Annotated in this window: 25 protein-coding genes, 1 tRNA gene and 1 pseudogene; 10 read left to right on the top strand and 17 right to left on the bottom strand. The window is 64.1% G+C overall.

The window, feature by feature from the left end; genetic code table 11:
- Positions 1-111 precede the first annotated feature (111 nt).
- A pseudogene (locus tag ACVIW0_RS17345) lies at positions 112-1,312 on the top strand (FAD-dependent oxidoreductase).
- A gap of 134 nt (positions 1,313-1,446) precedes the next feature.
- Here the strand turns inward: ACVIW0_RS17345 and ACVIW0_RS17340 are convergent.
- The 3 genes from ACVIW0_RS17340 to ACVIW0_RS17330 all read right to left on the bottom strand — a co-directional run bounded on the left by ACVIW0_RS17340 (position 1,447) and on the right by ACVIW0_RS17330 (position 4,379).
- Positions 1,447-2,622, bottom strand: coding sequence for a saccharopine dehydrogenase family protein (locus ACVIW0_RS17340; RefSeq protein WP_461353408.1), 1,176 nt, complete (start codon positions 2,620-2,622; stop codon positions 1,447-1,449).
- A gap of 92 nt (positions 2,623-2,714) precedes the next feature.
- Positions 2,715-3,497, bottom strand: a complete 783-nt coding sequence (locus ACVIW0_RS17335) for a DUF169 domain-containing protein (RefSeq protein WP_461353407.1) — start codon at positions 3,495-3,497, stop codon at positions 2,715-2,717.
- A gap of 87 nt (positions 3,498-3,584) precedes the next feature.
- On the bottom strand, positions 3,585-4,379 hold the full coding sequence (locus ACVIW0_RS17330; protein WP_461353406.1) for a YdcF family protein: 795 nt from the start codon (positions 4,377-4,379) through the stop codon (positions 3,585-3,587).
- Between the two features lie 66 nt (positions 4,380-4,445).
- On the opposite strand from ACVIW0_RS17330, the gene ACVIW0_RS17325 reads away from it, so the two are divergent.
- The 4 genes from ACVIW0_RS17325 to ACVIW0_RS17310 all read left to right on the top strand — a co-directional run bounded on the left by ACVIW0_RS17325 (position 4,446) and on the right by ACVIW0_RS17310 (position 8,374).
- Complete coding sequence (locus tag ACVIW0_RS17325; protein ID WP_461353405.1) at positions 4,446-5,387, top strand: acetamidase/formamidase family protein; 942 nt, start codon at positions 4,446-4,448, stop codon at positions 5,385-5,387.
- A gap of 218 nt (positions 5,388-5,605) precedes the next feature.
- A complete protein-coding gene (locus tag ACVIW0_RS17320) occupies positions 5,606-7,432 on the top strand; it encodes an AMP-binding protein (protein ID WP_461353404.1) in 1,827 nt (608 codons plus the stop codon).
- 173 nt (positions 7,433-7,605) lie between these two features.
- Positions 7,606-7,806: a hypothetical protein gene (locus ACVIW0_RS17315; protein ID WP_016844973.1), complete on the top strand. Its 201-nt coding sequence runs from the start codon at positions 7,606-7,608 to the stop codon at positions 7,804-7,806.
- Positions 7,807-7,906: 100 nt separating this feature from the next.
- Positions 7,907-8,374 (top strand): GcrA family cell cycle regulator, encoded by a 468-nt coding sequence (locus tag ACVIW0_RS17310; protein WP_461353403.1) that lies wholly within the window; start codon positions 7,907-7,909, stop codon positions 8,372-8,374.
- A gap of 196 nt (positions 8,375-8,570) precedes the next feature.
- Here ACVIW0_RS17310 and ACVIW0_RS17305 read toward each other — a convergent pair whose 3' ends face one another.
- Entirely contained in the window at positions 8,571-9,533 is a 963-nt protein-coding gene (locus tag ACVIW0_RS17305; protein WP_461353402.1) for an SDR family oxidoreductase, read from the bottom strand.
- Between the two features lie 224 nt (positions 9,534-9,757).
- Positions 9,758-9,985, bottom strand: coding sequence for a hypothetical protein (locus tag ACVIW0_RS17300; protein ID WP_461357355.1), 228 nt, complete (start codon positions 9,983-9,985; stop codon positions 9,758-9,760).
- A 708-nt stretch (positions 9,986-10,693) separates the two neighbouring features.
- On the opposite strand from ACVIW0_RS17300, the gene ACVIW0_RS17295 reads away from it, so the two are divergent.
- Both ACVIW0_RS17295 and ACVIW0_RS17290 read left to right on the top strand, forming a co-directional pair.
- The gene (locus tag ACVIW0_RS17295) at positions 10,694-10,786 is read left to right on the top strand and encodes a DUF6471 domain-containing protein (RefSeq protein ID WP_229159983.1); all 93 of its coding nucleotides are present in this window, start codon (positions 10,694-10,696) and stop codon (positions 10,784-10,786) included.
- Between the two features lie 199 nt (positions 10,787-10,985).
- Complete coding sequence (locus ACVIW0_RS17290) at positions 10,986-11,210, top strand: hypothetical protein (RefSeq protein ID WP_461353401.1); 225 nt, start codon at positions 10,986-10,988, stop codon at positions 11,208-11,210.
- Positions 11,211-11,349: 139 nt separating this feature from the next.
- Here the strand turns inward: ACVIW0_RS17290 and ACVIW0_RS17285 are convergent, their stop codons facing one another.
- A complete protein-coding gene (locus ACVIW0_RS17285; RefSeq protein WP_461353400.1) occupies positions 11,350-12,876 on the bottom strand; it encodes a porin in 1,527 nt (508 codons plus the stop codon).
- 459 nt (positions 12,877-13,335) lie between these two features.
- On the opposite strand from ACVIW0_RS17285, the gene ACVIW0_RS17280 reads away from it, so the two are divergent.
- Positions 13,336-13,848 (top strand): MarR family winged helix-turn-helix transcriptional regulator, encoded by a 513-nt coding sequence (locus ACVIW0_RS17280; protein ID WP_461348370.1) that lies wholly within the window; start codon positions 13,336-13,338, stop codon positions 13,846-13,848.
- A gap of 301 nt (positions 13,849-14,149) precedes the next feature.
- Here ACVIW0_RS17280 and ACVIW0_RS17275 read toward each other — a convergent pair.
- The 7 genes from ACVIW0_RS17275 to ACVIW0_RS17245 form a co-directional block, all read right to left on the bottom strand.
- Positions 14,150-14,227 (bottom strand) — tRNA-Pro (locus ACVIW0_RS17275).
- Between the two features lie 110 nt (positions 14,228-14,337).
- Positions 14,338-14,955, bottom strand: coding sequence for a MerR family transcriptional regulator (locus ACVIW0_RS17270; RefSeq protein WP_461353399.1), 618 nt, complete (start codon positions 14,953-14,955; stop codon positions 14,338-14,340).
- A gap of 208 nt (positions 14,956-15,163) precedes the next feature.
- Complete coding sequence (locus ACVIW0_RS17265; protein ID WP_461353398.1) at positions 15,164-15,499, bottom strand: integration host factor subunit alpha; 336 nt, start codon at positions 15,497-15,499, stop codon at positions 15,164-15,166.
- Positions 15,500-15,629: 130 nt separating this feature from the next.
- Entirely contained in the window at positions 15,630-16,607 is a 978-nt protein-coding gene (locus ACVIW0_RS17260) for a beta-ketoacyl-ACP synthase III (RefSeq protein WP_461353397.1), read from the bottom strand.
- On the bottom strand, positions 16,604-17,665 hold the full coding sequence (plsX, locus tag ACVIW0_RS17255) for a phosphate acyltransferase PlsX (protein WP_461353396.1): 1,062 nt from the start codon (positions 17,663-17,665) through the stop codon (positions 16,604-16,606). The genes ACVIW0_RS17260 and plsX overlap by 4 nt, the downstream gene beginning before the upstream one ends.
- Before the next feature lie 322 nt (positions 17,666-17,987).
- Positions 17,988-18,593 (bottom strand): YceD family protein, encoded by a 606-nt coding sequence (locus ACVIW0_RS17250; protein ID WP_461353395.1) that lies wholly within the window; start codon positions 18,591-18,593, stop codon positions 17,988-17,990.
- Entirely contained in the window at positions 18,590-19,141 is a 552-nt protein-coding gene (locus tag ACVIW0_RS17245; RefSeq protein WP_461353394.1) for a ubiquinol-cytochrome C chaperone family protein, read from the bottom strand. Before ACVIW0_RS17245 ends, ACVIW0_RS17250 begins: the two co-directional genes overlap by 4 nt.
- A gap of 136 nt (positions 19,142-19,277) precedes the next feature.
- Between ACVIW0_RS17245 and ACVIW0_RS17240 the strand changes: the two genes are divergently transcribed.
- Together ACVIW0_RS17240 and ACVIW0_RS17235 are read left to right on the top strand one after the other, a co-directional pair.
- The gene (locus ACVIW0_RS17240; RefSeq protein ID WP_461353393.1) at positions 19,278-19,757 is read left to right on the top strand and encodes an outer membrane protein assembly factor BamE; all 480 of its coding nucleotides are present in this window, start codon (positions 19,278-19,280) and stop codon (positions 19,755-19,757) included.
- Between the two features lie 118 nt (positions 19,758-19,875).
- Entirely contained in the window at positions 19,876-20,883 is a 1,008-nt protein-coding gene (locus ACVIW0_RS17235) for a Bug family tripartite tricarboxylate transporter substrate binding protein (RefSeq protein ID WP_461353392.1), read from the top strand.
- A gap of 150 nt (positions 20,884-21,033) precedes the next feature.
- Here ACVIW0_RS17235 and ACVIW0_RS17230 read toward each other — a convergent pair whose 3' ends face one another.
- From ACVIW0_RS17230 to nusB, 4 genes are all read right to left on the bottom strand, one after another.
- Positions 21,034-21,189, bottom strand: a complete 156-nt coding sequence (locus tag ACVIW0_RS17230; protein WP_168200203.1) for a hypothetical protein — start codon at positions 21,187-21,189, stop codon at positions 21,034-21,036.
- Between the two features lie 218 nt (positions 21,190-21,407).
- Positions 21,408-23,528 carry a sodium-translocating pyrophosphatase gene (locus ACVIW0_RS17225; protein WP_461353391.1) on the bottom strand — a complete coding sequence of 707 codons (2,121 nt, stop codon included), beginning with the start codon at positions 23,526-23,528 and terminating at the stop codon, positions 21,408-21,410.
- A gap of 223 nt (positions 23,529-23,751) precedes the next feature.
- Positions 23,752-24,753, bottom strand: a complete 1,002-nt coding sequence (gene thiL, locus ACVIW0_RS17220) for a thiamine-phosphate kinase (protein ID WP_461353390.1) — start codon at positions 24,751-24,753, stop codon at positions 23,752-23,754.
- A 138-nt stretch (positions 24,754-24,891) separates the two neighbouring features.
- The gene (nusB, locus tag ACVIW0_RS17215; protein WP_461353389.1) at positions 24,892-25,386 is read right to left on the bottom strand and encodes a transcription antitermination factor NusB; all 495 of its coding nucleotides are present in this window, start codon (positions 25,384-25,386) and stop codon (positions 24,892-24,894) included.
- Position 25,387 lies beyond the last annotated feature (1 nt).

Genomic DNA, 25,387 nt, shown 5'->3' with positions numbered 1-25,387 from the left:
CTTGGCGCTTGACAAAGGCGACCTCTTACCTCAGAAGGTAAATATCTTAGAAACTAAGATGATTAGCCACTAACCCTTCCTAGCCGACACGGATGCATGGAGCAAGACATGATGACCAGACGTCCCCGCAAGGCACTCATCATCGGCGCCGGCATCGCAGGTCCGGTGACCGCGATGTTCCTGACCCGTGCCGGCATCGAGGCCGAGCTCTACGAGGCCTGGCCATATTCGACGGGGATCGGCGGCGGGCTGCAGATCGCACCCAACGGCATGCATGTGCTGGCCGAGCTCGGGCTCGCCGACCAACTGATCCGCAACGGCTCGATCGCGGAGTCCTTCGACTTCTATTCGCAGAGCGGCAAGAAGCTCGGCTCGCTCAATCAGAACATGCAGCAACGTTTCGGCCAGCCTGCGGTGAACATGTGCCGCGCGACCCTGAACGAGACGCTGATCGACAAGGCCTGGGCCTCCAACGTCTCGGTGTTCTTCGAGAAGCGGCTGGTCAAGATCGAGGATCGCGGCGATCAACCGGTGATCGCCTATTTCAACGACGGCACCACCGCCGAGGGCGATTTCGTGATCGGCGCCGACGGCGTGCATTCGGCGGTGCGGCGGCACGTCATCCCGGATGGTCCGACGCCGTTCGACACCGGGCTGCTCGGCTTCGGCGGCTTCGTGCCGCGCAAGGTGATCGAGCATTTGCCGATCGGCCAGAAGGTCGAGACGACGTTCGGCCAAAGCGGCTTCTTCGGCTACGGGATGTGCAGTCCCGACCCGGATACGGGTGCGATGTGGTGGAGCACGCAACCGTCGCGCGGCATGACCGCGGCGGCCTACCGGCTGCAAAGCCAGGACGCGATCAAGCAGCATCTGCGCGATTTCCACGCCGGCTGGCATGCGCCGATCCCCGCGATCATCGAGGCCGCCGAGAACATCGGGGTGACCGACACGCTCGACGTCGCGACGCTGCCGACCTGGTCGCGCAAGCGGACGCTCTTGATCGGCGATGCCGCGCACGCCACCAGCCCGCATGCCGGCCAGGGCGCATCGCTCGCGCTGGAGGATGCGCTGCGGCTCGGCATGCTGATGCGCGACGGTCAGGAACTCGGCATGACCTTCCAGGCCTTCGAGCACGAGCGGCGTCCGCGCGCCGAGAAGATCGTCGCGATCGCCCCGCCGCAACGGCAACAGCAAGCGCGAGTTCAGCCCGACCGGCGCCTGGCTGCGCGATCACATCCTGAAGCTGCTGCTGCCCGTGTCGTCCAAGGGCATGGACTTCATGTACGCGTACAATCCGCGGGCGGCAGCGTAGCGTTCTGGCTGTCATGCCCCGCGAAAGCGGGGCATCCAGTATTCCAGAGACGTCCGTGCCTGAGCGGATAGGCCGCGGCGTACCGGATCGCCCGGTCGAGGCCGGGCGATGACACTGAGCAAAATTGCGAGAAACTACTTCTCGATCTCGAACGTCAGCCCGGCGTGATCGACCAGGCGCTTGATCAGTTTTCCCTGCATCGCGGCTCCCGGCGTCCAGAAACCGGGTGCGACGTCGGGCGTGTCGCGCAACAGGCAGATCGCGCATTCCGAGATCATCTTCGAGGTCGAGCCGTAGCCGGGATCGCGATCGCCCTTGACGCCGGCGCGGACCATGCGGCCGTCGGGGGCGACTGCGAGATAGAGCAGATCGTACCGGCCGTTCTCGCGCTCTTCCTTTGACGGCCCCTCGCCCGGCTTCGGCGCGCTCGGGCCGGTCTTCTCGGCGTTCAGCGCCATCACCTTCTTTGCGTTGGCCTCGCCCTTCTCGCCGGGGCCGGTCAGGACCATCTCGTCGTAGACGAAGTCCCGTCCATAGGGAAAGCCCATCAGCATGTTGGAGCGATGGACGTTGCGCGTGTTGATCAACGCCATCATGAACGGCGCGGTCCACGAGCGCAGATCCTCCTCATAGGCCGGCTTGCTGCCGCGCGGCTGCTTCGGGCCCTCGAAGCCCGGCGTCAGCGCGAACGGATTGTTGAGGATCGCAACCAGGCTGAGGTCCTTGGCGACCGCATCGAAGGTCGCCTTGGCGCTCGCCGCGGTGCCGCCAGACAGCGTGCCGCGCATGTCGCGCACCCGGCCCTTGACGCGCGGCGCCGGCGCGCCGAACACCCGCCTGGCCTCCTGCTGGACAAAGAACGCGCCGAGCTCGAACGGCACCGAGTCGAAGCCACAGGAGAACACGATGCGCGCGCCGCTGGCCTTGGCCGCGGCCTCGTATTTGTCGATCATCTGCCGCATCCAGACCGGCTCGCCGCAGAGATCGAAATAGTCGGTGCCGGTTTCCACGCAGGCCGCGATCAACTCATTGCCGTAGAGCTGATACGGACCGACCGTCGAAATGACCGACTTGGTCTGCGCCAGCATTGCCTTCAGTGACGCGGCATCGCCGGCATCGGCCGCGATCAGCGGCGTATCGGCAGGCGCGCCGATCGCATCGCGAACCGCGGCGAGCTTGTCCTTGCTGCGGCCGGCCATCGCCCATTTCAGCCTGCCATCACGATAATGCGCCGCGAGATATTCGGCGACCAGCTGGCCGGTGAATCCGGTCGCGCCATAGACGACGATATCGAGTTTCGACGAAGACATGGATCAGGCTCCCTGCGCAGCGAATTGGGCGCCCTTTTGTCATCGCGGACGTGGCGACGCAATCCGGTATTTCCTGCCGGCATCTCTTGCGGCTATTTCTTGTACGACACCCCCATGCCGGCGCGGACGTCGGCTTGGATTCCGTAGGGCGCGATCGGGTAGCGCAAGCCGTTCTTGGCGAGCTGCTTCATGCCCGCGATCGCCTTCACCAGATAGGCCGGCGGCAGCGCCATCAGCATCTCCTCGTCGGGCACGCCGCCATAGCGGCGCTCGGCGAAGCACGGCAGCGACAGGCTCGGCTCGCCGGTCTTCAGCGCCCGTCCCCATGAATCCGCGCATGCGGTCTCGCCGACCACGCCCCACTCGAACTTCTTGTAGCCGGTATATTGCAGCCCGTTGATCAGGATGATCATCTGTCCGGGCGTGGCGTAGACGAGGCAGATGTCGGGCGGATTGAGCCGGCCGCTGGTCAGCGGGCTCACCGCCATCGCCTGGTACTGGCCGTAAGGTACCACGTCGAGCGCCTCTTGGCGCTTGCGCGCGTCTTCCGCGGTGCCGTGCCAGACGCCGACATAGTTCTCGCCGGCCAGCCACTTCTCGTCCTGCGGCGCGAGGCCGATCACCGCGCGGCACTGCGCGCCGACCAGATCGTCGGCGGTGATGCCGACGGTCCAACCGAGCCGCGAGGCCATGCTGACAATCTGGTCCGTGGTGTGCACCGCCGACGGTCGGCGGATTTTTGGAATCGCCTCCATTTCTTCGACGCGCGCGAACATCTTGATGCCGATCACCGTGGTCTTCAGCCGCAGCAGGCTGTTCAGATCCGCGACGATCGCGGCGAGATCGAACTGTTCCGGCGCTGTCTGTTGCTGCATGCGTAAGCTCCCGTGATCGGCGGCTTGGCGCCGCCTGTTGCGTGGATGTTAGCCGGAATGCACGGGCGAAGCGACAAGTGCCTTGCGCTACCGCGCGGCCGGTCCCGGCAGCAGATCGTCGGTTTTGCCGGCCAGATGATAGGCCACGAGCCCGATCCACTCCCGCATGCCGAGATCGGTACGCGACAGCCCTTCGATCGCCAGTGTCGCGAAGCTCATGAGATTGCCGACCCGCCAGTCGACCGGATAGGCCTCGACATTGAATCCCGCCTTGCGGAACAGCCCGACCGAGCGCGGCATGTGGTAGGCCGACGTCACGAGCAGCCAGCGCTCGCCGGGCTTGGGATCGACCAGCGCCTTGGAGAATTCGGCATTCTCCACCGTGTTGCGCGAGCGGCGCTCGATGGTCAGTCGCGATTTGGGAATCCCGAGGCTCTCGAACATCTCGGCGGCATAGTCGGCCTCGCGCGCATCATTCGAGATCAGGTTGGCGCTGCCGCCGGTGAACACCAGCCGCGCGTTCGGATATCGTCGCGCAAGCGCCGCGGCCGCGATGACGCGATCGGCGGCGCTGCGCACCACAGGCGTGCCGTGTGCAACCGACAGGTCGGCATCGATCGAGCCGCCGAGCACGATGATGCCGTCGGGCGCGCCGCGCGAGGCGTCCCATGGCGGGAAGCGCTGCTCCAACGTCGCGATCAGCACATTGCCGAGCGGCGAGAAACCGCAGATCGCGAGCAGCAGCACCGAGGCCACCAGCAATCTGCGGCCGAGGCGCGCAAACCGCGTCAGCAACAGCACGGCGCCGATCACGCCGATGCCGATCAGGAAGTTGATCGGCAGCAGCATGATGCCGAGCGTCTTGGAGAGCGCAAAAAACAAGGGAAGCCTCTGCGAAGTTCTGCTACAGCGTCATACGCTGCCGGGAACGCAATAAAAAGAAGTCACATGACCCATCATCATCTGAAATCCAGTCCCGAAACCTGCCATTGGGGCTTCTTCGAAGCCAAGCTGAAGCCGGTCCTGACGATCGCGAGCGGCGACGAGGTCACGATCGAGACCGTCAGCGGCGGCACTGACGTGGTGCCCGACCGCAGCAAATTCCATGTCCCGCCGGAGCTCGACGAGATCCATGCCAAGAGCGAGCGGATGGTGCCCGGGCACATCCTGACCGGCCCGATCGCGGTCAGTGGCGCCGAGCCCGGCGACGTGCTCGAGGTCGATATTCTCGACGTCCAGCTGCGCCAGGACTGGGGCTACAATCTGATCAAGCCGCTGTCCGGCACCCTGCCCGACGATTTCCACGAGACCCGCATCCTCAACATCCCGCTCGATCGCGCGCGGATGGTCGGCCGCATGCCCTGGGGCCTCGAGCTGCCGCTGAAGCCGTTTTTCGGCGTGATGGGCGTCTCGCCGCCGCCGGCCTGGGGCCGCATCTCGTCGCTGATCCCGCGCGCGATGGGCGGCAATCTCGACAACAAGGAGCTCGGCGCCGGCGCCAAGCTCTATCTGCCGGTATTCGTGCCGGGCGCGCTGTTCTCCTGCGGCGACGGCCACGGCGTGCAGGGCGACGGCGAGGTCTGCGTCACCGCGATCGAGACCGCGCTCACCGGCCGCTTCCGCCTCACCCTGCGCAAGGATCTCAACCTTGCCTATCCGCGCGCCGAGACCGCGGATCATTACATGACCATGGCGATGGATCCCGACCTCGACCAATGCGTGGTGCGGGCGTTGCGCGACATGATCGTGCTGCTCGGCGAGAAGCGCAATCTATCGCGCGAGGACGCCTACACGCTGTGCAGCCTGGCCGCCGACCTGCGCGTGACGCAGACGGTCAACGGCTCCAAGGGCATTCACTGCATGATCGCCAAGTCCGTGGTCCACGGATAGCACCGTCATTCCGGAGCGATGCGCAGCATCGCATCCGGAATCTCGAGATTGGCTTGCACGCTTAACAATCTCGGGATTCCCCGGTGCGCGCTTGCGCACCTGAGGTTCTCGCTTCGCGAGCCCCGGAATGACCGAGTGATGAATAACCGCACTTGTGCTCCGCAAGCACGGCTCGATACAATCCCCATCCCAACGAACAAAAATGAACGGGGACGGATATGCTGAAGGACAGGCTTTCGCCGGCCGACGAGGCTCTGCGCGACAAGGAGATGCAGGAGACGCTCGCCGCCTGCCCGCGCATCCTCGATCTCATCGCCCGCGGCCCGCAGGGCGCCCCGGACGCAGAAGCTGCGATCTATCTGCGCTCGCCGCTCGATCCCAACCCGGTCGTGATCTCGAACGATCAATTGATGGGCTCGATCAAGGCCGCCGAAAGCTATTTCCGCGGCCAGGGCATCGGCAAGGACGATGCGGTGGCGATCCTGGTGCCGGCCTGCCCGGCAAGCATCGTTGCGATCTTCGGCGCAGCCGCCTGCGGCGTCGCCGAGCCGCTCAATCTGCTGTTCACGCGCGAAGCGATCGTCGCCCAGCTCAATGCGATCAACGCAAAACTGCTGCTGGCGCCGCCGCCGGGCATGCCGGGCGGGCTGTACGAGCGGATCGAAGGCCTCGAGCGCGAGGTGCCGTCGCTCAAGCGTGTCGTGATCGTGCCGCTCGACGGCACCATCTCGTTCGACGGCGAGATGCTGCAACCGGATCCGGCCTGGCGCGACGACTACGGCAAATCCAGAGACATGCGCGAAGCCGAGCGCGTCGCGGTGATGCTGCCGACCGGCGGCACCACGGGCCACCCCAAGGTGGCGCGGCTGACCAACCGCGCGATGGTCGCCTCCACCGTCTCGTCGCGGATGGCGCTCGATTTCCATCGCGGCGAGCGCGCGATGATCACGATGCCGCTGTTCCACGTCGGCGGCCTGTTCTGCACCTCGGCCAATTGCCTGTCCGCCGGCACGACAATGGTGATCCCCGGCCCCGCCGGCGCGCGCGATCCGGCGCTGATCCGGAACTTCTGGCAAATCATCGAGCGATATCGCATCAACATCGCCGGCAACGTGCCGACCATCCTCGGCGCGCTGGCCGACGTCCCGGTCGGGGAGAGCGATATCTCGACCCTGCGCGTCACTGCCACTGGCGCCTCGATCTGCCCGCCGGAGATCGAGCGGCGATATCTCGCGACCTGGGGCGGCGCCTGCATCCAGCAGCTTTACGGCATGACCGAGCTTGCCGGCGCCATCACCCATGACGTGCACGGCGTGAAGCCGCGCGCCGAAAGCGTCGGCACCCGCAATCCGCTGGTCGAGCTTGCGATCCTGGAAGGCAACAAGCTGCACACCGGGCCGTGGCCCTCGCCGGTCGGCGAGCTCTTGACCCGCGGCCCGCAGGTATTCGCCGGCTATGTCGACAAGAAGCAGACCGAGGAAGCGTTCCGCGACGGCTGGCTGCGCACCGGCGACATCTGCCGGATCGATGCCGACGGTTTCGTCTACATCCTGGGCCGCGCCAAGGACGTCATCATCCGCGGCGGCCACAACATCGATCCGCGCGCCATCGAGGACGCCGCGCTGGCGTTCCCCGGCGTGGCGCTGGCCGCGGCCGTGGGCCGTCCCGACACCTATGCCGGCGAGGTGCCGATGCTGTTCGTCTCGGCGCAGCCCGGCGCCCAGATCGATCCGAACGCGCTCGCGGCCTTCGTGCAGGACAACATCCTGGAGCCGCCGGCGCGGCCGCGCGTGGTGTCGGTGATTGCGGAGATGCCGGTCACACCGGTCGGCAAGATCTTCAAGCCCAAGCTGCGCGAGATCGCCGCCGGCGAGGCCGCGCGCGAGTTGCTCGCGCTGGAAGGGTTATCCGGCGAGGTCAGCGTCGACGCCATCACCGACCCGTCCCGCGGGCTGTACCTCAGTGTGAAGGCACCGCCGGACAAGGCCGACACGGCGGAGCGGCTTCTGAAGAAGTTCCCGGTCAAGGTCGAATTACGACTCTAACCAATTAATTTATCTCAACAATCGGACAAGCCAGGCACGCCGGAGTCGATCTGCGGCGCGTCTGCGCGGCTGTCTTCATTTTGCGGTTGAACGGCTTGACGGACAGCCTTATTCCTAAATAGAGTCTAAATAGATACTTTTCAGTACACGCGTTCAGAGTTAAGCGTTTCTCCATGGCTACGGAAAAGGCCGAAACCGACCGCGTCCCGGTCACGTTGGCGCTCTCGACCATCGGATACCTCGAGAAGCTGGTGAGACAGGGCACCCACGGCACGAGTGTCCCGGGCGTCGCACGGACATTGATCGAGGAAGGCATTCGGCTCGCCATCAAGGACGGGTTGCTTGCAATCCGCGATAACGGTCGCACGCCCTGAGAGCATCCCTCGCGACAAACGCGAAGCGTTTGCGCGGAGCTCAAGAACCAAGGGCGCGTGAGCCGGCGCGGCGGTTCAACACAGAACGTGGAACCGTCAGATGATTGCGATCGAACCAACCTGGACGCCGGAGCGCGTCGACCAACTCAAGATCTACTTTGAAGCCGGTCTCTCCTGCCGCGACATCGCCGTCAACATCGGCGTCAGCCGCAATGCGGTGATCGGCAAGCTGTCGCGGCTGAACCTGATGCGCACGACGCCGGACCAACGCCGCGCACGGCGCAAGAAGGCCGCCGCAACCCCCGCGCAGCGGGCGACCGCGAAGCAACGGCTGAAGTTGCTGCAGGCGTTCTACGAACCGGAGCCTTGCGACACGCCCATTGTCAGCTCCAACAATTGCTCGCTGTTCGAGCTGAGCGAGCAGCGCTGCCGCTGGCCGATCAGCTCGCCGGGCGCCGATGATTTCTGCTTCTGCGGCAACCCGCCGCTCGGCGGCATGCCCTATTGCTCGGGGCATTACCGCCTCGCCTATCAGGCAGGTTCACGGCAGCGCGCGATGCGCGGATAGCTGGTAGCAACAAGGAGCGCTGATCCCGTCATCCCCGCGCAAAGGCTTCGCCTTTGTCGCTGGAGGAGGCCGCAACGCGGCCGTCTCGAAGGATCGACGGCCGCTAGCCGGGCCGTGCATGCTTCGAGACGCGCGTTCCGCGCTCCTCCAGCGACAACGGCAAAGCCGTTGCGCGGGCATGACGTATTCTGCGTAATCAGCCGACCTTCCAGCCGGTCGCCGCGACGAGGTCCTGATAGAACTCCGGCGTGTAGGCCTGCTCCGGGGTCCTGCGCACGCGCTCATCGAGCAGATGGGCATCGTCGCCGACCAGGATGCGCCAGCGATCGGCCTTGACGCCATCGAGGATGATCCTGGCCGCGGCGGCTGCCGTGGTCGGCGCCTCGTCATGGAAGATGCGGGCCCGATCGAGCGCGAGCTGCTGAATGTCGGCATCCGACATCTTGGCGACATCGATGCCCTGCCCTTGCAGACGCTGACGGGCCTGCTTGAGCTCGTCGGGATTGAGCTGGTCGGCGCCGTTCTGCACCTTGCGCGAGTTCGATACGATCGAGGTGCCGATGTGACCGGGCATCACCACCGAGCACTTCACATGCGGCGCGTTGAGACGGAGATCGTTGATCATCGCCTCGGTGAAACCCTTCACGGCGAATTTCGCTGCGCTGTAGGCGGTGTGCGATACGCCAAGGCCGACCGAAGCCCAGAAGCCGTTGACGCTCGAGGTGTTGACGATGTGCGCCTCGTCGGCTTTCACCAGGAGCGGCAGGAAGGTACGAACGCCGAGATAGACGCCGCCCCAGCAGATGTTGAAGGTGCGTTCCCACTGCTCGCGGCTGTTGGTGAACAGGCTGCCGCCGCCGCCGATGCCGGCATTGTTGAACAGCAGATGGATCTTGTCGGTCGCCTGCTGCTCGAGCAGCTCGTCGCGGAAGCGCCTGTAGTGATCCTCGATCGAGACGTCGGCAACGTGCGTGGTGATGCGCAGGCCCTGCAGCAGCTTCTCGACCTCGCAGAGCCGCTTGGTCTCGGCCATCGCCTCGGCCGAGACATCGCACATCGCGACGTTGCAGCCTTCAGCCACGAGCTGCCGCGCCAGCTCGCGCCCCATGCCCGTGCCGCCACCGGTGATGACGGCAATCTTTCCGGCAAAATCCTTCATGTGAGATCCGTTCCCTGATTTTTCTCGCCCTGATTTTTCTTTTCGGTTGAAGCGTGGATCGCGGTGCCAACCGCGTGGCGTGAGGCAGTCTACATCGCCGAATTGTCGCGCAGCAACGCCGCCTACCCGCGCGCACCAACGCGCCGTGTGCAGGCAGCGTGCGACGTGAGGAGATCATTCCGTGCGGCGAACAATCACCGCTTCGCACTTTTCCGGATCATGCACTAATGCGAATGGCCGGAGCCGACGACGCTGTTGCCGGGAGCAGACGTGATGGCCGCATCGGTGCGGAATCCGCCACCATCGTGGGGCGGGAGCACGGAACGCGGTGGGAACAGGAAACGCCAGAGGCCGCGCCAAGAGAAGTCGATCACCACCTCATGGTGCCGCAATCCCTTGCCGCCCTTAACCAGCCCGAGATCCCGGATCAAGCAATAATGGCCGCTGCTCATGCGAGCCAGCCGGCTGTTCTTGAAGCGTCCCATGACTGACGAGAATGCACTGCGGATCGATTCCGTCAAATCTTGACGGCTTCGAATCGGAGAGGACGACGTGAGCGCGCCTGTGCGATGGCCGGGCCCTGCACTTGAATCAGAGCCTTGAATCAGAAGCCTTGAATCAAAAACCTCCGGCAGGGCATTGCCGGAGGTTTGGGAGGCTTAGCAGAGAGCTAAGAGCCATCATTCAATGTGTTGGCTGACGGCTATATAGTTTAGTAGATCAGGTAAGTAAATAAGTTTGCCGGCGAATGAATCGCATGGCTCGTCTTCGTTGTTCGCGTGGACCGAAATGACGCAGCCAGCACCTTCATCAATCTCGCTTTGACGTCCTTTATTCACGCCAAGCGGCAGCCGCTTCGCCGAACAACGCGATATTATGGCGCAAACGCCACAAGCTGGCTCATCGCCGAATACCGTCCATTTGAAAGGAACCCGTTTCCCATTTTGATTGCGGGTATATCGGCGGTCGCGGCGATATTCTTTATCATATTTGTTAGCTCACGGAATCGATAGGAGATGCCATGGTCCTACCCAAGGCGGAAGAGGAATGGGGCCAGCGAGCCAGCGCCTTCCTCAAGGCGGAAATGAAGAAAGCCGACGTGACCTGTTGGTCAAGCGGTTGAAGACGGCCTTAAGGATGAGACCGAAGCCGGGATCACGATGAAGCTCAAGCGGGGATCGTTTACGGCGATATTCTTTCTTGCCTGCGTTGCAGCGCTGGAGCTTGAGCAAGTGGTGCTGGAGGAGATTTAGCGCAGAAACCGCGAAGTTAGCTCAGTTAGCGAATTGAGCCGTTTTAAGATCGTTCCGCAATCGGAGCGAAACATATTGCTGGCGCTCGTGCTGAAGAGAGCGCAAACTTCTGCCCATCACCGGCCAGGGGTTTTCCTGTAGGCGTCGGTGGCTGAGAGACCGATAGCGCTCCCGCCTGCATGGCAAGGGAGCAACGGCAATGCCGATCACGCGGCAATTTTCAAACATCAATCTCTCGTTCGAACAGCGTCACGTTATCGAGCTTGCGTTTAATTCCACATTACGCAGGCTCAACCTGGTTGATCGCAGCGACCCACTATGCGACCTCGTGGACAAAACAATGATCAAGGTTTATGAGCGCGGCGTTACGAACGCCGTTGCCTTAGCTGAGATCACGATCCGGGAAATTGGCCAGCTACGCTAGGCCGCAGCACGCCAGCTTGTGGCGTTTGCGCCATAATACCGGAACAACGCTCGCATCTTCTTCGGCTGATACCTGCCAAGCAAAAACCCCGGCAGTTGCCTGCCGGGGTTCTGTTGGATCGTGATCAGATCAACCGGTATTACCAGTTGCGCTGAGCGCGGAAGAGCATCTGGACAGTGTCCTGATCCTTCAGCTCGTAGGTCGCAGTCGGCTTGGCGATACTAGCCGAAGAGGTGGTGACCGTGCCGGCATACTTCTGATCGAGATGGACGTAGGTCACGTCGGCCGAGAAGGTCAGGTTCTTGACCGGGGTCCAGCGGGTGATGATACCGATCTGCCCGATATTGTAGTCGGGGTTGCAGCTGGTCACGCCGGTGCCGAAGGCGGTGCGGAACGTGCCACCGACGCCGCCAACGCCGCAGATGAGCGACTTGGCCGTGTCGTTGTACATGACCGCAGCGTAAGCACCGTACAAGCTGGTGTTCCAGTAGGGATCCCAATTGTGGGTGTACGCGCCGCGGAAGCCCCAGGTCTTGATCGACTGCTGCTGACCGCCGGGGCCGAACACCGTGTCGGGTGCCGTGCCGAAGCCAACGCTCTGGTAGGCGCCCGGCAGGTTCGTGCCGCCATAGATGACGGCCGAGCTGATGCCGCCGGCCAGATCCTGGATGTTGTAACGGGTCGCACCGTCGGTGTAGACGCCCTGGATGTTGAGGGTGTCACCAGGCCCGGTCGGGATGTTCTTGATCGACAGCGCCAGTGCTCCAGCCCAGCCCCATTTGTCGTCGGGATGGCCGGTCAACTCGGTGCCGCCGTAGTAGGCAGCGTGGTTGTCATGCGCGGCGACCGACGCCTGGAAGAGACCCCAGGCCTGATCGACCTTGAGGGCGGCGACGAAGTCCGGCGTGATCGTGCCGGCGTAGTCGCTGGAGCCGTAAGCACCGCCGACGCCGAGGTTGTTCACGCCAGCCTGCATGTAGGCAACCTGGTCCTGCGCCGACAGAGCCAGCGACACGCCGTTGCCGAACTGCGCGGTGTAGGTGAACTGGTTGATGCCGTTGGTGGTGTTAATGCCACCCACGAGTGCGTCGTAGTTGTTGCCCGGATAGGCGGTCCAGGGCGCAGCGAACTGCGAGACCGACTTACCGATGGTGAAGCCGGCGAACTGGATGAAGGCGTAGTAGACGCCGACCGCACCAAGGGCGACGTTACCGGAGCTCGCGTTACCCGGAGCCGAAGACGAACCGATCGCCGAATAGACGCTCGAGCCGTTGCCTTGGCCGGCGTAGCTGTCCGAGGTCCAGGTGAACACCGCGTCGAAATAGGTGCGGACCACGCCGTACTCGGTCGCGGTGCGCGTATCGATGTTCAGGTCTTCACGCGAACGCCAGGTGTAGCCGTTGGTGAAACGGTTGTTGGCACCGCTGGCGCCGTTGGTATTCGGGCCGTAGACGCCATTGCCGTTGACAACCAAGTCAGCGCGCACAAAGCCGCCCAGCTTGATGCAGGTGTCGGTGCCGGGGATGTAGTAGAAGCCCGGACCATACAGCGAGCAAACCTTCACGTACTCGACCGCTTTGGCCTTGACGGGAAGATCGGCCGCCTGTGCCCCGCCGACCGCGACCAGCGCAGCCGTCGAGCCCAGGATAAGGCTCTTCAAATTCATATTAAACCTCCAAGTTGCTCATATGCGGAGAGTCCGAGGCCGCGAGCGCCCCGTGACCATCCCGCATTGTCCAAGACCGCTTTCCCCAAACCCCGCACCCGCAGATCGATCTGTGGTGTGCGACGGACTTGAACGATCACCGCAACGGGACGATCGAGATTCCCCTACCGCCGGGGTTCAATATGCATTGGCGCGTTCGCCAATCAAAATAGTTTATAAAGTCAGGAATACGAATGCGGCCACACTGTGTCTCGCCGGCAACGCTGGCGGTAACCTCTTTACCTACCTGAGAAAACTTGTCACACCCTGTTTCGTCGAATCTTCACGCGCCCGTTATAATTACTTTACGTTCACTTGCGTTCGTTGGCGGCTTACGAGAAAAATTCAACCGCCGAGGCGGGGAAACCAAGAAATAAATCAGCGCAAAGCTGAGTCGGCACCTTAGGGAAGAGGGAAGCTGTGTCAGTGACAAGGAAGGATACGACGCGCCAGCGCGCCATCGAGCATCTCGACCTCATCAAGCGATTCACACTCGAGATCTCATCGATCAATTCGCATCTGGAACGGGTCCGCCAGATCTGGGGCAAGGCGCTCGGGGTCAGCGGTCCGCAGTGGATGATCCTGATCGCGATCTCGGATCTCGACAAGGATGACGGCGTGCCGATCAACGTGGTGTCGAAGCTGCTGCACGTCGATCCGTCATTCGTGACCACGCAGTCCAAGCTGCTCGAGCAGAAGGAACTGCTGCGCCGCGCGCCCTCTCCGGCCGACGCGCGCGTGGTGCGGCTGTCGCTGACCGACAAGACCCGCAAGCATCTCGCCGGCCTTTCCGAGCAGCACAAGGCGTTCAAGAAAACCGTGTTCGAGGAGTTCAGCGAGGCTGAGCTCGCCGAGTTCACCGGCAAGCTCGCGATGCTCACCAACCGCCTCGAGAAGGCCTGCCTGATCGTCGCGATGGATGCCGAGACCTGAAGCAGGCCGGTATGCGCGGCCTAAACGACGCGGTGACTTATCCGTGTCCGCGCCCCGGTGAGTGGAAGGCCAGGAAGGCCAGAACGCCCAGCAGCGCAGCCCAGACCAGGAAATGTTCGGCGATCAACATCAGCCCTCCATTTGATTGATGGAAAGCAGGAACCGGGCCAAGCGAGGGCCTGGATGCCGGAACGGGCTGCACAAAGAAACGGCCGGTGAACAGAAATTGCAAACCGTGGGAAACCGCCGGTGGTCTGCGAATCGCCCGCCCAAATGCGTCGCTGATTTCTTTGGTTGGAAATGGTCGGAGCGAGAGGATTTGAACCTCCGACCCCTAGTCTCCCAGACTAGTGCGCTAACCGGGCTGCGCCACGCTCCGATGCCGTTCCCATTAGCCGCGATCCGGCGTTCGCGCAAGGCGGCGCGCCCCTTAAAGGGGGCAATCCGGGGCCCGGTTCCGAACCCGGTTTCCGTCCGGTTTCCCCTGGCTCAGCCGTCCTTCATCGCCGCGTCGATCATCTGCCGGCAGGCGACCAGTTCCTGCAGCACGCGCTCGAGCCGCTCCCGATCAACCGGGGGAACGGAAGGACGCACAGGCGGCGCCGCAGCGGACGCCTTCCCGGGCTGCGCAGCCGCCTTGCCCGGCTGGGCGTGCGCCTTGTAGGTCGAGAGGATCGGATCCTCGTCGGGATCGACGAATCGGTAGTCGATGCCCTGCTCGTCGCCGTCGGCCTCTTCGCCGTCGAAATCCAGGCCGTCATTGCCGTCGTGCTCGTCCCGCTCGGCCATGCTGTTGCCGACAGCCTCTTCGACCGCGCCGAACGAGACGGCCGCGGTCTGGTCGGCGATGCCCTGCACCGACTTGACGCCGTGCTCTTTCAGGATCCGCTGCACGCCGCGGATGGTGTAGCCCTCGCCATAGAGCAGCCGGCGGATGCCCTTGAGCAGGTCGACGTCGTCGGGGCGATAATAGCGGCGCCCGCCGCTGCGCTTCATCGGCTTGATCTGCGCGAAGCGCGTTTCCCAGAACCGCAGCACATGCTGGGGGATATCGAGCTCATCAGCGACCTCGCTGATGGTACGGAACGCATCCGGCGCCTTGTCCAAATGCCCGCTCCTCTGGCTTCAATGCCCAGCGCCTGTTCCGTTCCGGTCGAATCGGAACCGGCCCTGGATGCTAGTTTTGGCGCGTCTTCTTCACGCGAACCGGGTATCCAACTTCGCTTGAAAACGCTCTACAGCATGATCCGGAAAAGTGCGAAGCGGCTTTCCGGAAAGACCATGCTCAAACAACAAGCTAAAGCGCGACCGCGCTTTAGTCGGCCTTGCCGGCGCCGCCATTGGTGACGGCATGGCCATTGATCCGCTGCTTCAGGATCGCCGACGGCTTGAACACCATCACGCGCCGCGGCGAGATCGGCACCTCGGTGCCGGTCTTCGGATTGCGGCCGATACGCTGGCCCTTCTTGCGCACCATGAAGGAGCCGAACGAGGACAGCTTCACCGTCTCGCCCTTTTCCAGGCAATCGGTGATCTCCTTCAGCACCAACTCGACAAACGCCGACGATTCCGTGCGCGACAGACCCACTTTTTGGTAGACCGCCTCACACAAATCGACGCGCGTAACTGTTTTTCCGGTTCCGGTGGTCATCGCCTGCCCCGCACTCTCGGCGAACAATTTCTTGACTGAAATTAAAAGCTTAGCGCGCAATGGTCAACAGCGACCAGCATTCGGGCGCAGGAAAGATGCCGGCAACTTGTCGGTACTCTTTAGCGATGCGCTACCAGCGCACGAGCGCCGAGCCCCAGGTGAAGCCACCGCCCATCGCCTCGAACAGCACCAGATCGCCCTTCTTGACGCGCCCGTCCTTCACCGCGACCGACAGCGCCAGCGGGATCGAGGCCGCCGAGGTGTTGCCGTGCTTGTCGACCGTCAAGACTACTTTCTGCGGCGCAATATGCAGCTTGTGCGCCGAAGCGTCGATGATTCGCTTGTTGGCCTGGTGCGGAATGAACCAGTCGATGTCATCGGCGCTGAGCCCGGTGGCGTTGAACGCGTCGACGATCACGTCGGTGATCATGCCGACGGCGTGCTTGAATACCTCGCGGCCTTCCATCCGGAGGTATCCGACCGTCCTGGTCGAGCCGGGACCGCCGTCGACGAACAGCTTCGATTTGTGGCGCCCGTCGGAGCGCAGATGCGTCGTCAGCACGCCGGGATCGCTGATGGTGCCGGAATGCTGCTGCGCCTCCAGCACGACCGCGCCGGCGCCGTCGCCGAAAAGCACGCAGGTGCCGCGGTCGTTCCAGTCGAGGATGCGCGAGAAGGTCTCGGCACCGATCACCAGCGCCCGCTTGTGGGTGCCGGCGCGCAGGAAGTTGTCCGCGGTGGTCAGCGCAAAGACGAAGCCGGAGCACACCGCCTGCAGGTCGAAGGCGACGCCATGATTGATGCCGAGCCCGTGCTGGACCGCGACCGCGGTCGCCGGAAACGTGTTGTCGGGCGTCGAGGTCGCCAGCACGATCAGGTCGATCGACTGCGCGTCGATCCTGGCGTCCGCCAGCGCGGCGCGTGCCGCGTTGATGGCGAGATGCGAGGTGAATTCGTCATCGGCGGCGATATGGCGCTCGCTGATACCGGTGCGCTGCACGATCCAGTCATCCGACGTGTCGATCCGGCTGGCCAGTTCGGCATTGGTCAAAACCCGCTCCGGCAGATATGAGCCGCAGCCGAGCACTACCGAACGTATCGCAGTCACGAGACAGCCTCCTGCGCGGTCTGCGCCTGCACCAGCGCATTGCCGTCGCGATTTAACATCTGATTGATCTTGGTGAGGAGATCGAAGTGGGCCATCTCATAGCCAACATCGACCGCATAGGCAAAGCCTTCCGCGTTGGCGCCGCCATGGCTCTTGACCACCACGCCCTTCAGCCCGAGCAGCAGGCCGCCATTCGACTTGTTGGGATCGAGCTTGTCGCGCAGCTTCTGGAACGCGCCGCGGGCAAGCAGGTAACCGATCCGCGCCAGCCAGCTCGACGACATCGCCTCGCGCAGCAGCGTGAACATCTGGCGCGCGGTTCCCTCGGCGGCCTTGAGCGCGATATTGCCGCTGAAACCCTCCGATACGATGACGTCGGCCAGCCCCTTGCCGATCGCGTCGCCCTCGACGAAGCCGATATAGTTGAATTGGGTCGAGTTCATCGCGCGCAGCAGTTCGGCCGCCTCGCGGATTTCGCCGTGCCCCTTCATCTCCTCGGACCCGATATTGAGCAGGCCGACACTCGGCCGGTCGAGGTTGAACAGCACGCTCGCCATCGCGCTGCCCATCACCGCCAGCGTCGCCAGATGACGGGCGTCGCCACCGATCGTGGCACCGAGATCGAGCACAACTGAGTCGCCTCGCAGCGTTGGCCACGCGGCAGCCAGCGCCGGCCGGTCGACGCCCGGCAGCGTCCGCAGATTGAGGCTCCCCATCGCCATCAGCGCGCCGCTGTTGCCGGCGGAGACCGCGACGTCGGCCTCGCCATGCTTCACGGCGTCGATCGCAAGCCACATCGACGAGGCACGGCGGGTCCGCCGCAGCGCCTGGCTCGGCTTCTCGTCATTCTTCACCGCGACGTCGGTATGGATCACCTTTGATACCGCCTTCAGCGCCGGATGCTTGGCGAGCTCCGGCTCGATCTGGGCCCGGTCCCCGACCAGCAGGAATTCGCTGCCGGGATGACGGCTCAACGAAATCGCGGCGCCGGGAATGACGACGGATGCGCCGACATCGCCCCCCATGGCGTCAAGCGCGATACGAACCTTTTGAGGCATGTACGTCCCGGAAGCCTGCTCTCCCACAGCCCTTCAGACGAAGACCGCGAGCTTGAAGTCACCGCCGTCAACGGCGCGCGGCCAAGCACCAATACGCTTCCCGGCCGGGCCGCGACAATAGCGTGTCCACGGTCCGGCACAACCTCTTGACCGCTAGGGATGGAGTTGCCGAACCGTCACGCAACGCCACCCAACAATACCAGAAATACGTTTTACTTCAAAATATTATGACACTTATTTGAAGTGACGCCGGACACCGCTCGTGCCATCGCGTAGGCAAGCCATCCCCTCAAATGTTGGCGCCGGCCGCCCTCGCCTTCGCTCAACCGCCGCCTTTGGGCTTCTTGCCGTCAGGCTTGCCCTTCAGCGCCTTCAGCGCCGCGAAGGGATGATTTTCCGGATCAGGCGCTTCAACGTCCTGTTCAAACACCGCATCCACCTTGCGCGGATAGGGGTCGATGCCGAGAAACAGCGCATCGGTGGCGAGCCGGCCGATGTCGATGAAGCCGCCCGTGATCGGCTCCGGCGGATCCGGCGTTTCCTCGTCGCTGTCCTCGGCCTCGTCGACCAGATCGGCCATTTGCGGGATCTGCTCGGGCGGCGCGAACACCACATCGATCGGCTCAATGATCTCGTTCTCCATCGGATCGAGCGTCACCACGCAGGTCTGCCCGATCCGGGCCTGGACCCGGCCGGTGACGTGGTAGCTGCCGTCGCGCTTCGGCTGCAAATCGAATTCCGCATGCGCGGAAATGACGTCGCGCAACTCCGCGACCTCGGCCATCGCCTTGCGCGCGGCCGCGTCGGCCGTGATCTCGCGATGCAGGCCGGTCTCGGGGATCTGCGCGACGTTGACGAGCACACGCCAAGGGTCGTGGTTATCGCGGCCGCGCCGCGCATCGGGCCGCCCTGTTGTCCCACCGCTCATGCCGCAGTCCCCGCAGCCTGTGGCGCCGGAAAGCGCCACGCGCCCCTGGTCAGCGCCGCGAGGTCGGCGCGCGCCAATTCCGCCATCGCCTGCCGGGCATAGGCGGCGAGTTCGCGGGCCTTGTCGAGGCCCTCGCCATTGAGGATGTTCTTGCAGAACGACGCGGCCAAGGCCTCGTCGCCGTCGGCCGCCGCCAGATCATAGGCCGCGGTACGGCCGTAGAAGGCCTCGCCGAACGCCTGCATGCGCTTGGGCACCGTGAGGTCGCCGACGCCCATTTCCCGGAGGTTGTCGTCCATGTCGATGCAGAAATGATCGAACAGGGCCTGCGACAATTCCATGCCGCCGTCTGCCGATCTGAGTCGCCGCAGCACCAGCCACAGATGCATCAGAAGCAGGTCAAAACGCCCATTAACCGTGTCGGGAACGCCCAAGTCACGGTAAAATAACGGTTCTCGCGCCTGCGTCACGATCATGCCATAGATGGTCTCAATGGTGCTGCGCGCGGGCACCCGGGGTTTTCTCAAGTGATTGAACGGCCAAAGCATGACGGGTTCCGGCTGCCGGTCCCCAAGGGGACGCCTATTGAGGGGCGCCCGTTGGAGCCCGGCGTTATTGCAATCCATTGAGCTGCCCGGTACGTCAATGCCCCGGCCGATGCAAGAGGACGGATCAGATCCGCCGATGAACCACACCTTTCCCAGACAGTCTCGCGTGGCTTCCACGCGCGGGTTCCTTTCGCGCTTCCGCGCCATCGCGGTGGTTGGCCTGGTCTGCTCCGCCGCGCTTGGCGGCTGCACCGGCGAGCAATTCCAGAAGGGCTATATCCTGCCCGACGGCGCGCTCGAGCAGATCCCGATCGGCGCCAGCCAGGATCAGGTGCTGATCGTGCTCGGCACGCCCTCGACGGTCGCAACGCTGGACGGCGAGGTGTTCTATTACATCTCGCAGCGGACCTCGCGCCCGGTCGCCTTCATGAATCAGCGAGTGGTCGACCAGCGCGTCATCGCGGTCTATTTCGACAAGAACCGCCAGGTGCGCCGGCTCGCCAATTACGGCTTGAAGGACGGCAAGATCTTCGACTTCGTCAGCCGCACCACGCCGACGTCGGGCCAGGAAATGTCCTACCTGACGCCACTCTTCAAGCTGCTGAGCTTCAACTAGCGCGCGTAAGCATCCCGCTTACGCGAAAGAAACTGCGCCAAGTTGTCGCGCTTGCCCGACAGGCAAGCGGTCCCCTAGGCTTGCTCACAAACAAGAAGCCTGAATAGGGGGTAAGCGCGTGAGAGCCAAGAGATTTTCCCGTCGCACGGTATTGTCGGGCGCGTCCGTGCTGGCGGCCGCGTCGATCCTGCCGCGCGCCAGTCTCGGCGCCGGCGACTGGCGACCGAGCGAGACGGTTCGCATCATCGTGCCGGCCGCGGCCGGCGGCTCGACCGACGTGATGGGGCGTTTGCTGGCGGCGCATTTGCAGCCGCTCTGGGGCCAGTCGGTGGTGGTGGAGAATCGCTCCGGCGCTGGCGGCACCATCGGCACAGCCGAGGTCGCGCGCAGCAAGGGCGACGGCCACACCATCCTGATCGGCAATCCCGGTCCCAACGCGATCGCCTACAGCATCTTCCGCAACCTGACCTACAAGGCCGACCAGTTGCAGGCGGTCTCCAACATGATCCGGATCCCGAACATCGTCTCGGCGCATCCGTCGACCGGCATCAAGTCGATCCCAGAACTGATCGCCTATCTGAAGAAGAACCCCGACAAGCTGACCTACGGCTCGTCCGGCACCGGGCAGAGCCCTCACCTCACCGGCGCCTGGTTCCTGCAGCTGACCGGGCTGAAGATGACGCATGTGCCGTTCCGCGGTGCCGGCCCGGCATTGCAGGCGGCGCTTGCCGGCGATATCCAGATCCTGTTCGACAATCTCTATCCGTCGCTGCCGCAGGTGCAGGACGGCAAGCTCAACGGGCTCTGCGTGACTACGCCCGAGCGCAGCGAGTCCGCGCCCAATCTGCCGACCATGCGCGAAGCCGCGCCGGAACTGGCCAAGTTCGACGTCGCGTCCTGGTTCGGCGTGTTCCTGCCGAAGACCGCGCCCACGCCCGTGCTCGACGAGCTGAACCGCCAGATCAAGGCGATGCTCGAGCGCGACGACATCAGGAAGAACATCGCGGGCATGGGCGCGCGCGCCGACTACGGCACGCCGCAGCAATTCTCCGATTTCGTCGATGCCGAGACCAAGAAGTTCGCCGCCATCATCGAGAAGGAAGGGCTCCAGATGGAGGTCAAGTGATGACGTAGCCGTCATTCCGGGGCGGTCCGCAGGACCGAACCCGGAATCTCGAGATTCCGGGTTCGCCTCTTCGAGGCGCCCCGGAATGACGGTCGTGATTAGATCTGTCCGGTGGATTACGTTTCGCCAATCCACCCTACGGTCCCGATGCTACGAAGACTTGTTGATCTTCTTGACCTTGGCGTCGGTCGCTTCGATCGACATCGCCAATTCCATGATCGCCTGCGACAGCAGCTCGATGGCCTCCTTCTGATCCTGCGACTTGGCGGCGCGCAGCGCAAAGTTCCGTGCGGATGAGAGCGACATCGATTGATCTCCGTGGTGTTGGTGTCTGGTTCTTGCGCTGTAGGGCGGATTAGCCGACTACGTCCGCCGTAGCTCAACGAGCGAAGGTAGAAGGCGTAATCCGCCGCCTGCGGTCAGACCTATGGTGGATTGCGCTTCGCTAATCCACCCTTCGAATCCTCAAACAAAAACCCCGCGGCTCGCACCGCGGGGTTTTGCACTTGTTAGTTTCGTGCCGCTCAATGCGCCAGGATCGCCAACAGCAGCAGCGCCACGATGTTGGTGATCTTGATCATCGGGTTCACCGCGGGACCCGCCGTGTCCTTGTAGGGATCGCCGACGGTATCGCCGGTCACCGCGGACTTGTGGGCATCACTGCCCTTGCCGCCGTAGTGGCCGTCCTCGATGTACTTCTTGGCATTGTCCCAGGCGCCGCCGCCCGAGGTCATCGAGATCGCGACGAACAGGCCGGTGACGATGACGCCGAGCAGCATGGCGCCGACCGCGGAGAACGCCGCCGACTTGCCGTCCGCACCGCCGCCCGCGATGACGTAGATCAGGAAGTAGACCACGATCGGCGACAGCACCGGCAGCAGCGAGGGGATGATCATCTCCTTGATCGCCGCCCGGGTCAAAAGGTCGACCGCCTTGCCGTAGTCCGGCTTGTCGGTGCCCTGCATGATGCCGGGCTTCTCCCGGAACTGACGCCGCACCTCCTCGACGATCGCGCCGGCGGCGCGGCCGACGGCGGTCATGCCCATCGCACCGAACAGATACGGCAGCAGGCCGCCGAACAGCAGGCCCACCACGACGTAGGGGTTGTTCAGGGAGAAGTCGGGATTGACGCCCTTGAAGTAGGCATGGGCGTTGGAGTCGCTGATGAAGAATTTGAGGTCCTGGTTATAGGCCGCAAACAGCACCAGCGCACCGAGACCGGCGGAGCCGATGGCGTAGCCCTTGGTCACCGCCTTGGTGGTGTTGCCGACCGCGTCGAGCGCGTCGGTCGATTTGCGCACTTCCTTGGGCAGCCCTGCCATCTCGGCGATGCCGCCGGCATTGTCGGTGACCGGGCCGAAGGCGTCGAGGGCGACGATCATGCCGGCCAGCGCCAGCATGGTGGCGGTCGCGATCGCGATGCCGAACAGGCCGGCCAAGCTGTAGGTGACGAGGATGCCGGCGATGATGACGATCGCGGGCAGCGCGGTCGCTTCCATCGAGACCGCGAGGCCCTGGATCACGTTCGTGCCGTGACCGGTGACCGAAGCGGAGGCGATCGACTTCACCGGGCGGTAGTCGGTGCCGGTGTAGTATTCGGTGATCCAGATGATCAGGCCGGTGACGACGAGACCGACCACGCCGCACCAGAACAGCGCCATGCCGGTGTAGTCGACCCCGTCGAGCTTGCCGAAGCCGATCAGCCAGTTGATGACGGCGGCAACGCCGATCAGCGACAGGATGCCGGTGGCAATCAGCCCCTTGTACAGCGCGCCCATGATCGACTGGCTGGCACCGAGCTTGACGAAGAAGGTGCCGATGATCGAGGTGATGATGCAGATGCCGCCGATCGCGAGCGGCAGCGTCATCATGTTCACGAGGATCGAGGTCTTGGCGAAGAAGATCGCCGCGAGCACCATGGTGGCGACCGCGGTCACCGCATAGGTCTCGAACAGGTCCGCCGCCATGCCAGCGCAGTCGCCGACATTGTCGCCCACGTTGTCGGCGATGGTCGCCGGGTTGCGCGGATCGTCCTCGGGGATGCCGGCCTCGACCTTGCCGACGAGGTCGCCGCCGACGTCCGCTCCCTTGGTGAAGATGCCGCCGCCGAGCCGGGCGAAGATCGAGATCAGCGAGGCGCCGAAGCCGAGCGCGACCATGGCGTCGACCACGGTGCGGCTACCGGCTTCCAGCCCAAGGAACTTGACCAGGATCATGAAGTAGATGGTGACGCCGAGCAGCGCGAGACCGGCCACCAGCAGGCCGGTGATCGCGCCCGCCTTGAAGGCGAGCTCGAGGCCGCCGGCGAGCGAGGTGGTCGCCGCCTGCGCGGTGCGGACATTGGCGCGCACCGAGACGTTCATGCCGATGAAGCCGGCCGCGCCCGACAGGATCGCGCCGATCGCAAATCCGAGGGCCACCAGTAGGCCGAGGAAGTAGGCCAGCAGCACGAAGATCACGATACCGACCATGCCGATCGTCGTGTATTGCCGCCGCAGATAGGCTTGTGCACCCTCGCGCACCGCGCCCGCGATTTCCTGCATGCGGGGACTGCCCGCATCCGCGTTCAGGACCGACTGGGTCGCCCAGATCGCGTAGACGATGGAAAGCGCCCCGCAGAGCACTATCAACCACAAAGCTGTCATTGAATGTTGCCTCAGATCCTTGATGTAACCCCCGCGCCTCCTTGTGCCGCCAGGGAGCGGCAGGCGCTTATTTTGCGAGGACAACCCTCCCCAAAAACGGATTGCCTCAAATCGGGCGCGACCTTGCCAAAATCGCTACCGCTGTGCAACGCCACCTGTGGCCGAAAACGCCGATATCGGCAGCAATTTGGAAGGAAAATCGGCGCCATCCGGCGCGAGGATTCTAGAAATGGCTGTAGGACAGCCGCGTCAGCGCCAGTTCCCTGCCCTGTCCATCGAGGAAGCTTGGCGGCGACGAACCGGCAATGAAACCACCGATCGCCGTCACCGCAACCTTGGCTTGCCGCGCCTCCCGCAGGAAGGCGTCCACATGATCGCCCGGGATCGCGCACAGAATCTCGTAGTCGTCACCGCCGGCGACCAGGGTCTCGATCCCGATCGCCTTGCGTGCGATCAGCGCCGCGGCCGCTGACGACAACGGGATGCTCGGGACGTTGATCACAGCCGTCACACCGCTGGCGGCGCAAAGCTTGGCCAGATCGCCGGCGAGGCCGTCGGACACGTCCATCGCCGCGCTGGCGTGGCCACGGACGGCGTTGGCGAGGAGGTTGCGCGGCTGCGGAACACGGTAGCGGGCGACCAGAAAATCCCGGCCCGCGGCCTCGTGCGCCAGCGCCGCCGCGACCGGTCCGTTCCGGAGCACATCGAGACCGAGTGCGGCATCGCCGATCGAGCCAGTGACGAACACGCGGTCGCCCGCCTGCGCGCCCGCGCGATGCACCATCTTGCCCTGCGGCAGCCGGCCGAACGCCGTGATCGAGATCATCAGCGGCCCCGGCGTCGAGACGGTATCGCCGCCGAGCAGCGGACAGCCAAAATCGGCAGCATCCTCGCCGAGCGCCCGGGCGAACGGCGTCAGCCAGGCTTCGTCGACCTTGCGCACGGCCAATGTCAGCACGAACCCCGCCGGGGTCGCCCCCTTGGCCGCGATGTCGGAGAGGTTCACCCGCAGCGCCTTGCGCGCCAGCGTATCGGGCGGATCATCAGGGAGGAAATGCACGCCTTCGACGATGGCGTCGGTGGTGACCACGATGTCCTCACCGGCGGCCCGCAGCGCGGCGGCGTCATCGTCGAGACCGAACGCGCCGGGATCGGTCGCCAGCGGCTTGAAATAGCGTGCGATGAGGGAGTCTTCGCCGGAGGGGCCGTCGTGACGCTCTGCCATGTCGCGCGCCTTCCCCTCAGCTGTCATCGCCCGGCTTGACCGGGCGATCCAGTACGCCGCGGCAGCTGTTGTTGCCAATGACCGCCGCGGCGTACTGGATCACCCGCCTGCGCGGGTGATGACGGCGGAATACGTGGTTCAGCTCCGCACAAACTCGTCGCCGCGGAACTGGCGCGCGATCTGGTCGAGCACGGCGTTGACCATGCCGGTCTCGTCCTTCTCGACAAAGGCATGCGCGACGTCGACATATTCGGACACCACCACGCGGCCGGGCACGTCCTTGCGATGCTCGAGCTCGTAGGACCCGGCCCGCAGCACCGCGCGCAGGATCGCATCGATCCGCTTCAGCGGCCAGCCCTTCGACAGCGCCTCGTCGATCAGGGGATCGAGCTTGGCCTGGTCGCGCACCACGCCGGAGACCACGTCGCGGAAGAACGCCGCTTCCGCCGGCAGATATGTCTCGCCCTCGACCTCGTTGCCGAGCCAGTGGCTCTCGAACTCGGCGAAGATGTCGTTGATCCCGGCGCCGCCAATATCCATCTGGTAGAGCGCCTGCACAGCGGCGAGCCGGGCCGCGCCGCGCCGGTTGGCTTTGCGGTCGGGGGCTTTGCCGGGCTTCTTGCTGTCAGCCATG

This window comes from Bradyrhizobium sp. USDA 4454 (assembly GCF_054822705.1).
Note: the sequence above shows the minus strand (reverse complement) of the source record. Positions and strands in the feature narration are given on the sequence as shown.

Excerpts from the sequence above, each read along its gene's own strand:
- ACVIW0_RS17340 (WP_461353408.1), bottom strand. The coding sequence starts at position 2,622 with ATGTCTTCGTCGAAACTCGATATCGTCGTCTATGGCGCGACCGGATTC.
- ACVIW0_RS17335 (WP_461353407.1), bottom strand. The coding sequence starts at position 3,497 with ATGCAGCAACAGACAGCGCCGGAACAGTTCGATCTCGCCGCGATCGTC.
- ACVIW0_RS17325 (WP_461353405.1), top strand. The coding sequence starts at position 4,446 with ATGACCCATCATCATCTGAAATCCAGTCCCGAAACCTGCCATTGGGGC.
- ACVIW0_RS17320 (WP_461353404.1), top strand. The coding sequence starts at position 5,606 with ATGCTGAAGGACAGGCTTTCGCCGGCCGACGAGGCTCTGCGCGACAAG.
- ACVIW0_RS17315 (WP_016844973.1), top strand. The coding sequence starts at position 7,606 with ATGGCTACGGAAAAGGCCGAAACCGACCGCGTCCCGGTCACGTTGGCG.
- ACVIW0_RS17310 (WP_461353403.1), top strand. The coding sequence starts at position 7,907 with ATGATTGCGATCGAACCAACCTGGACGCCGGAGCGCGTCGACCAACTC.
- ACVIW0_RS17305 (WP_461353402.1), bottom strand. The coding sequence starts at position 9,533 with ATGAAGGATTTTGCCGGAAAGATTGCCGTCATCACCGGTGGCGGCACG.
- ACVIW0_RS17300 (WP_461357355.1), bottom strand. The coding sequence starts at position 9,985 with ATGAGCAGCGGCCATTATTGCTTGATCCGGGATCTCGGGCTGGTTAAG.
- ACVIW0_RS17295 (WP_229159983.1), top strand. The coding sequence starts at position 10,694 with ATGAAGCTCAAGCGGGGATCGTTTACGGCGATATTCTTTCTTGCCTGC.
- ACVIW0_RS17290 (WP_461353401.1), top strand. The coding sequence starts at position 10,986 with ATGCCGATCACGCGGCAATTTTCAAACATCAATCTCTCGTTCGAACAG.
- ACVIW0_RS17285 (WP_461353400.1), bottom strand. The coding sequence starts at position 12,876 with ATGAATTTGAAGAGCCTTATCCTGGGCTCGACGGCTGCGCTGGTCGCG.
- ACVIW0_RS17265 (WP_461353398.1), bottom strand. The coding sequence starts at position 15,499 with ATGACCACCGGAACCGGAAAAACAGTTACGCGCGTCGATTTGTGTGAG.
- plsX (WP_461353396.1), bottom strand. The coding sequence starts at position 17,665 with ATGCCTCAAAAGGTTCGTATCGCGCTTGACGCCATGGGGGGCGATGTC.
- ACVIW0_RS17250 (WP_461353395.1), bottom strand. The coding sequence starts at position 18,593 with ATGAGCGGTGGGACAACAGGGCGGCCCGATGCGCGGCGCGGCCGCGAT.
- ACVIW0_RS17245 (WP_461353394.1), bottom strand. The coding sequence starts at position 19,141 with ATGCTTTGGCCGTTCAATCACTTGAGAAAACCCCGGGTGCCCGCGCGC.
- ACVIW0_RS17240 (WP_461353393.1), top strand. The coding sequence starts at position 19,278 with ATGAACCACACCTTTCCCAGACAGTCTCGCGTGGCTTCCACGCGCGGG.
- ACVIW0_RS17230 (WP_168200203.1), bottom strand. The coding sequence starts at position 21,189 with ATGTCGCTCTCATCCGCACGGAACTTTGCGCTGCGCGCCGCCAAGTCG.
- ACVIW0_RS17225 (WP_461353391.1), bottom strand. The coding sequence starts at position 23,528 with ATGACAGCTTTGTGGTTGATAGTGCTCTGCGGGGCGCTTTCCATCGTC.
- thiL (WP_461353390.1), bottom strand. The coding sequence starts at position 24,753 with ATGGCAGAGCGTCACGACGGCCCCTCCGGCGAAGACTCCCTCATCGCA.
- nusB (WP_461353389.1), bottom strand. The coding sequence starts at position 25,386 with ATGGCTGACAGCAAGAAGCCCGGCAAAGCCCCCGACCGCAAAGCCAAC.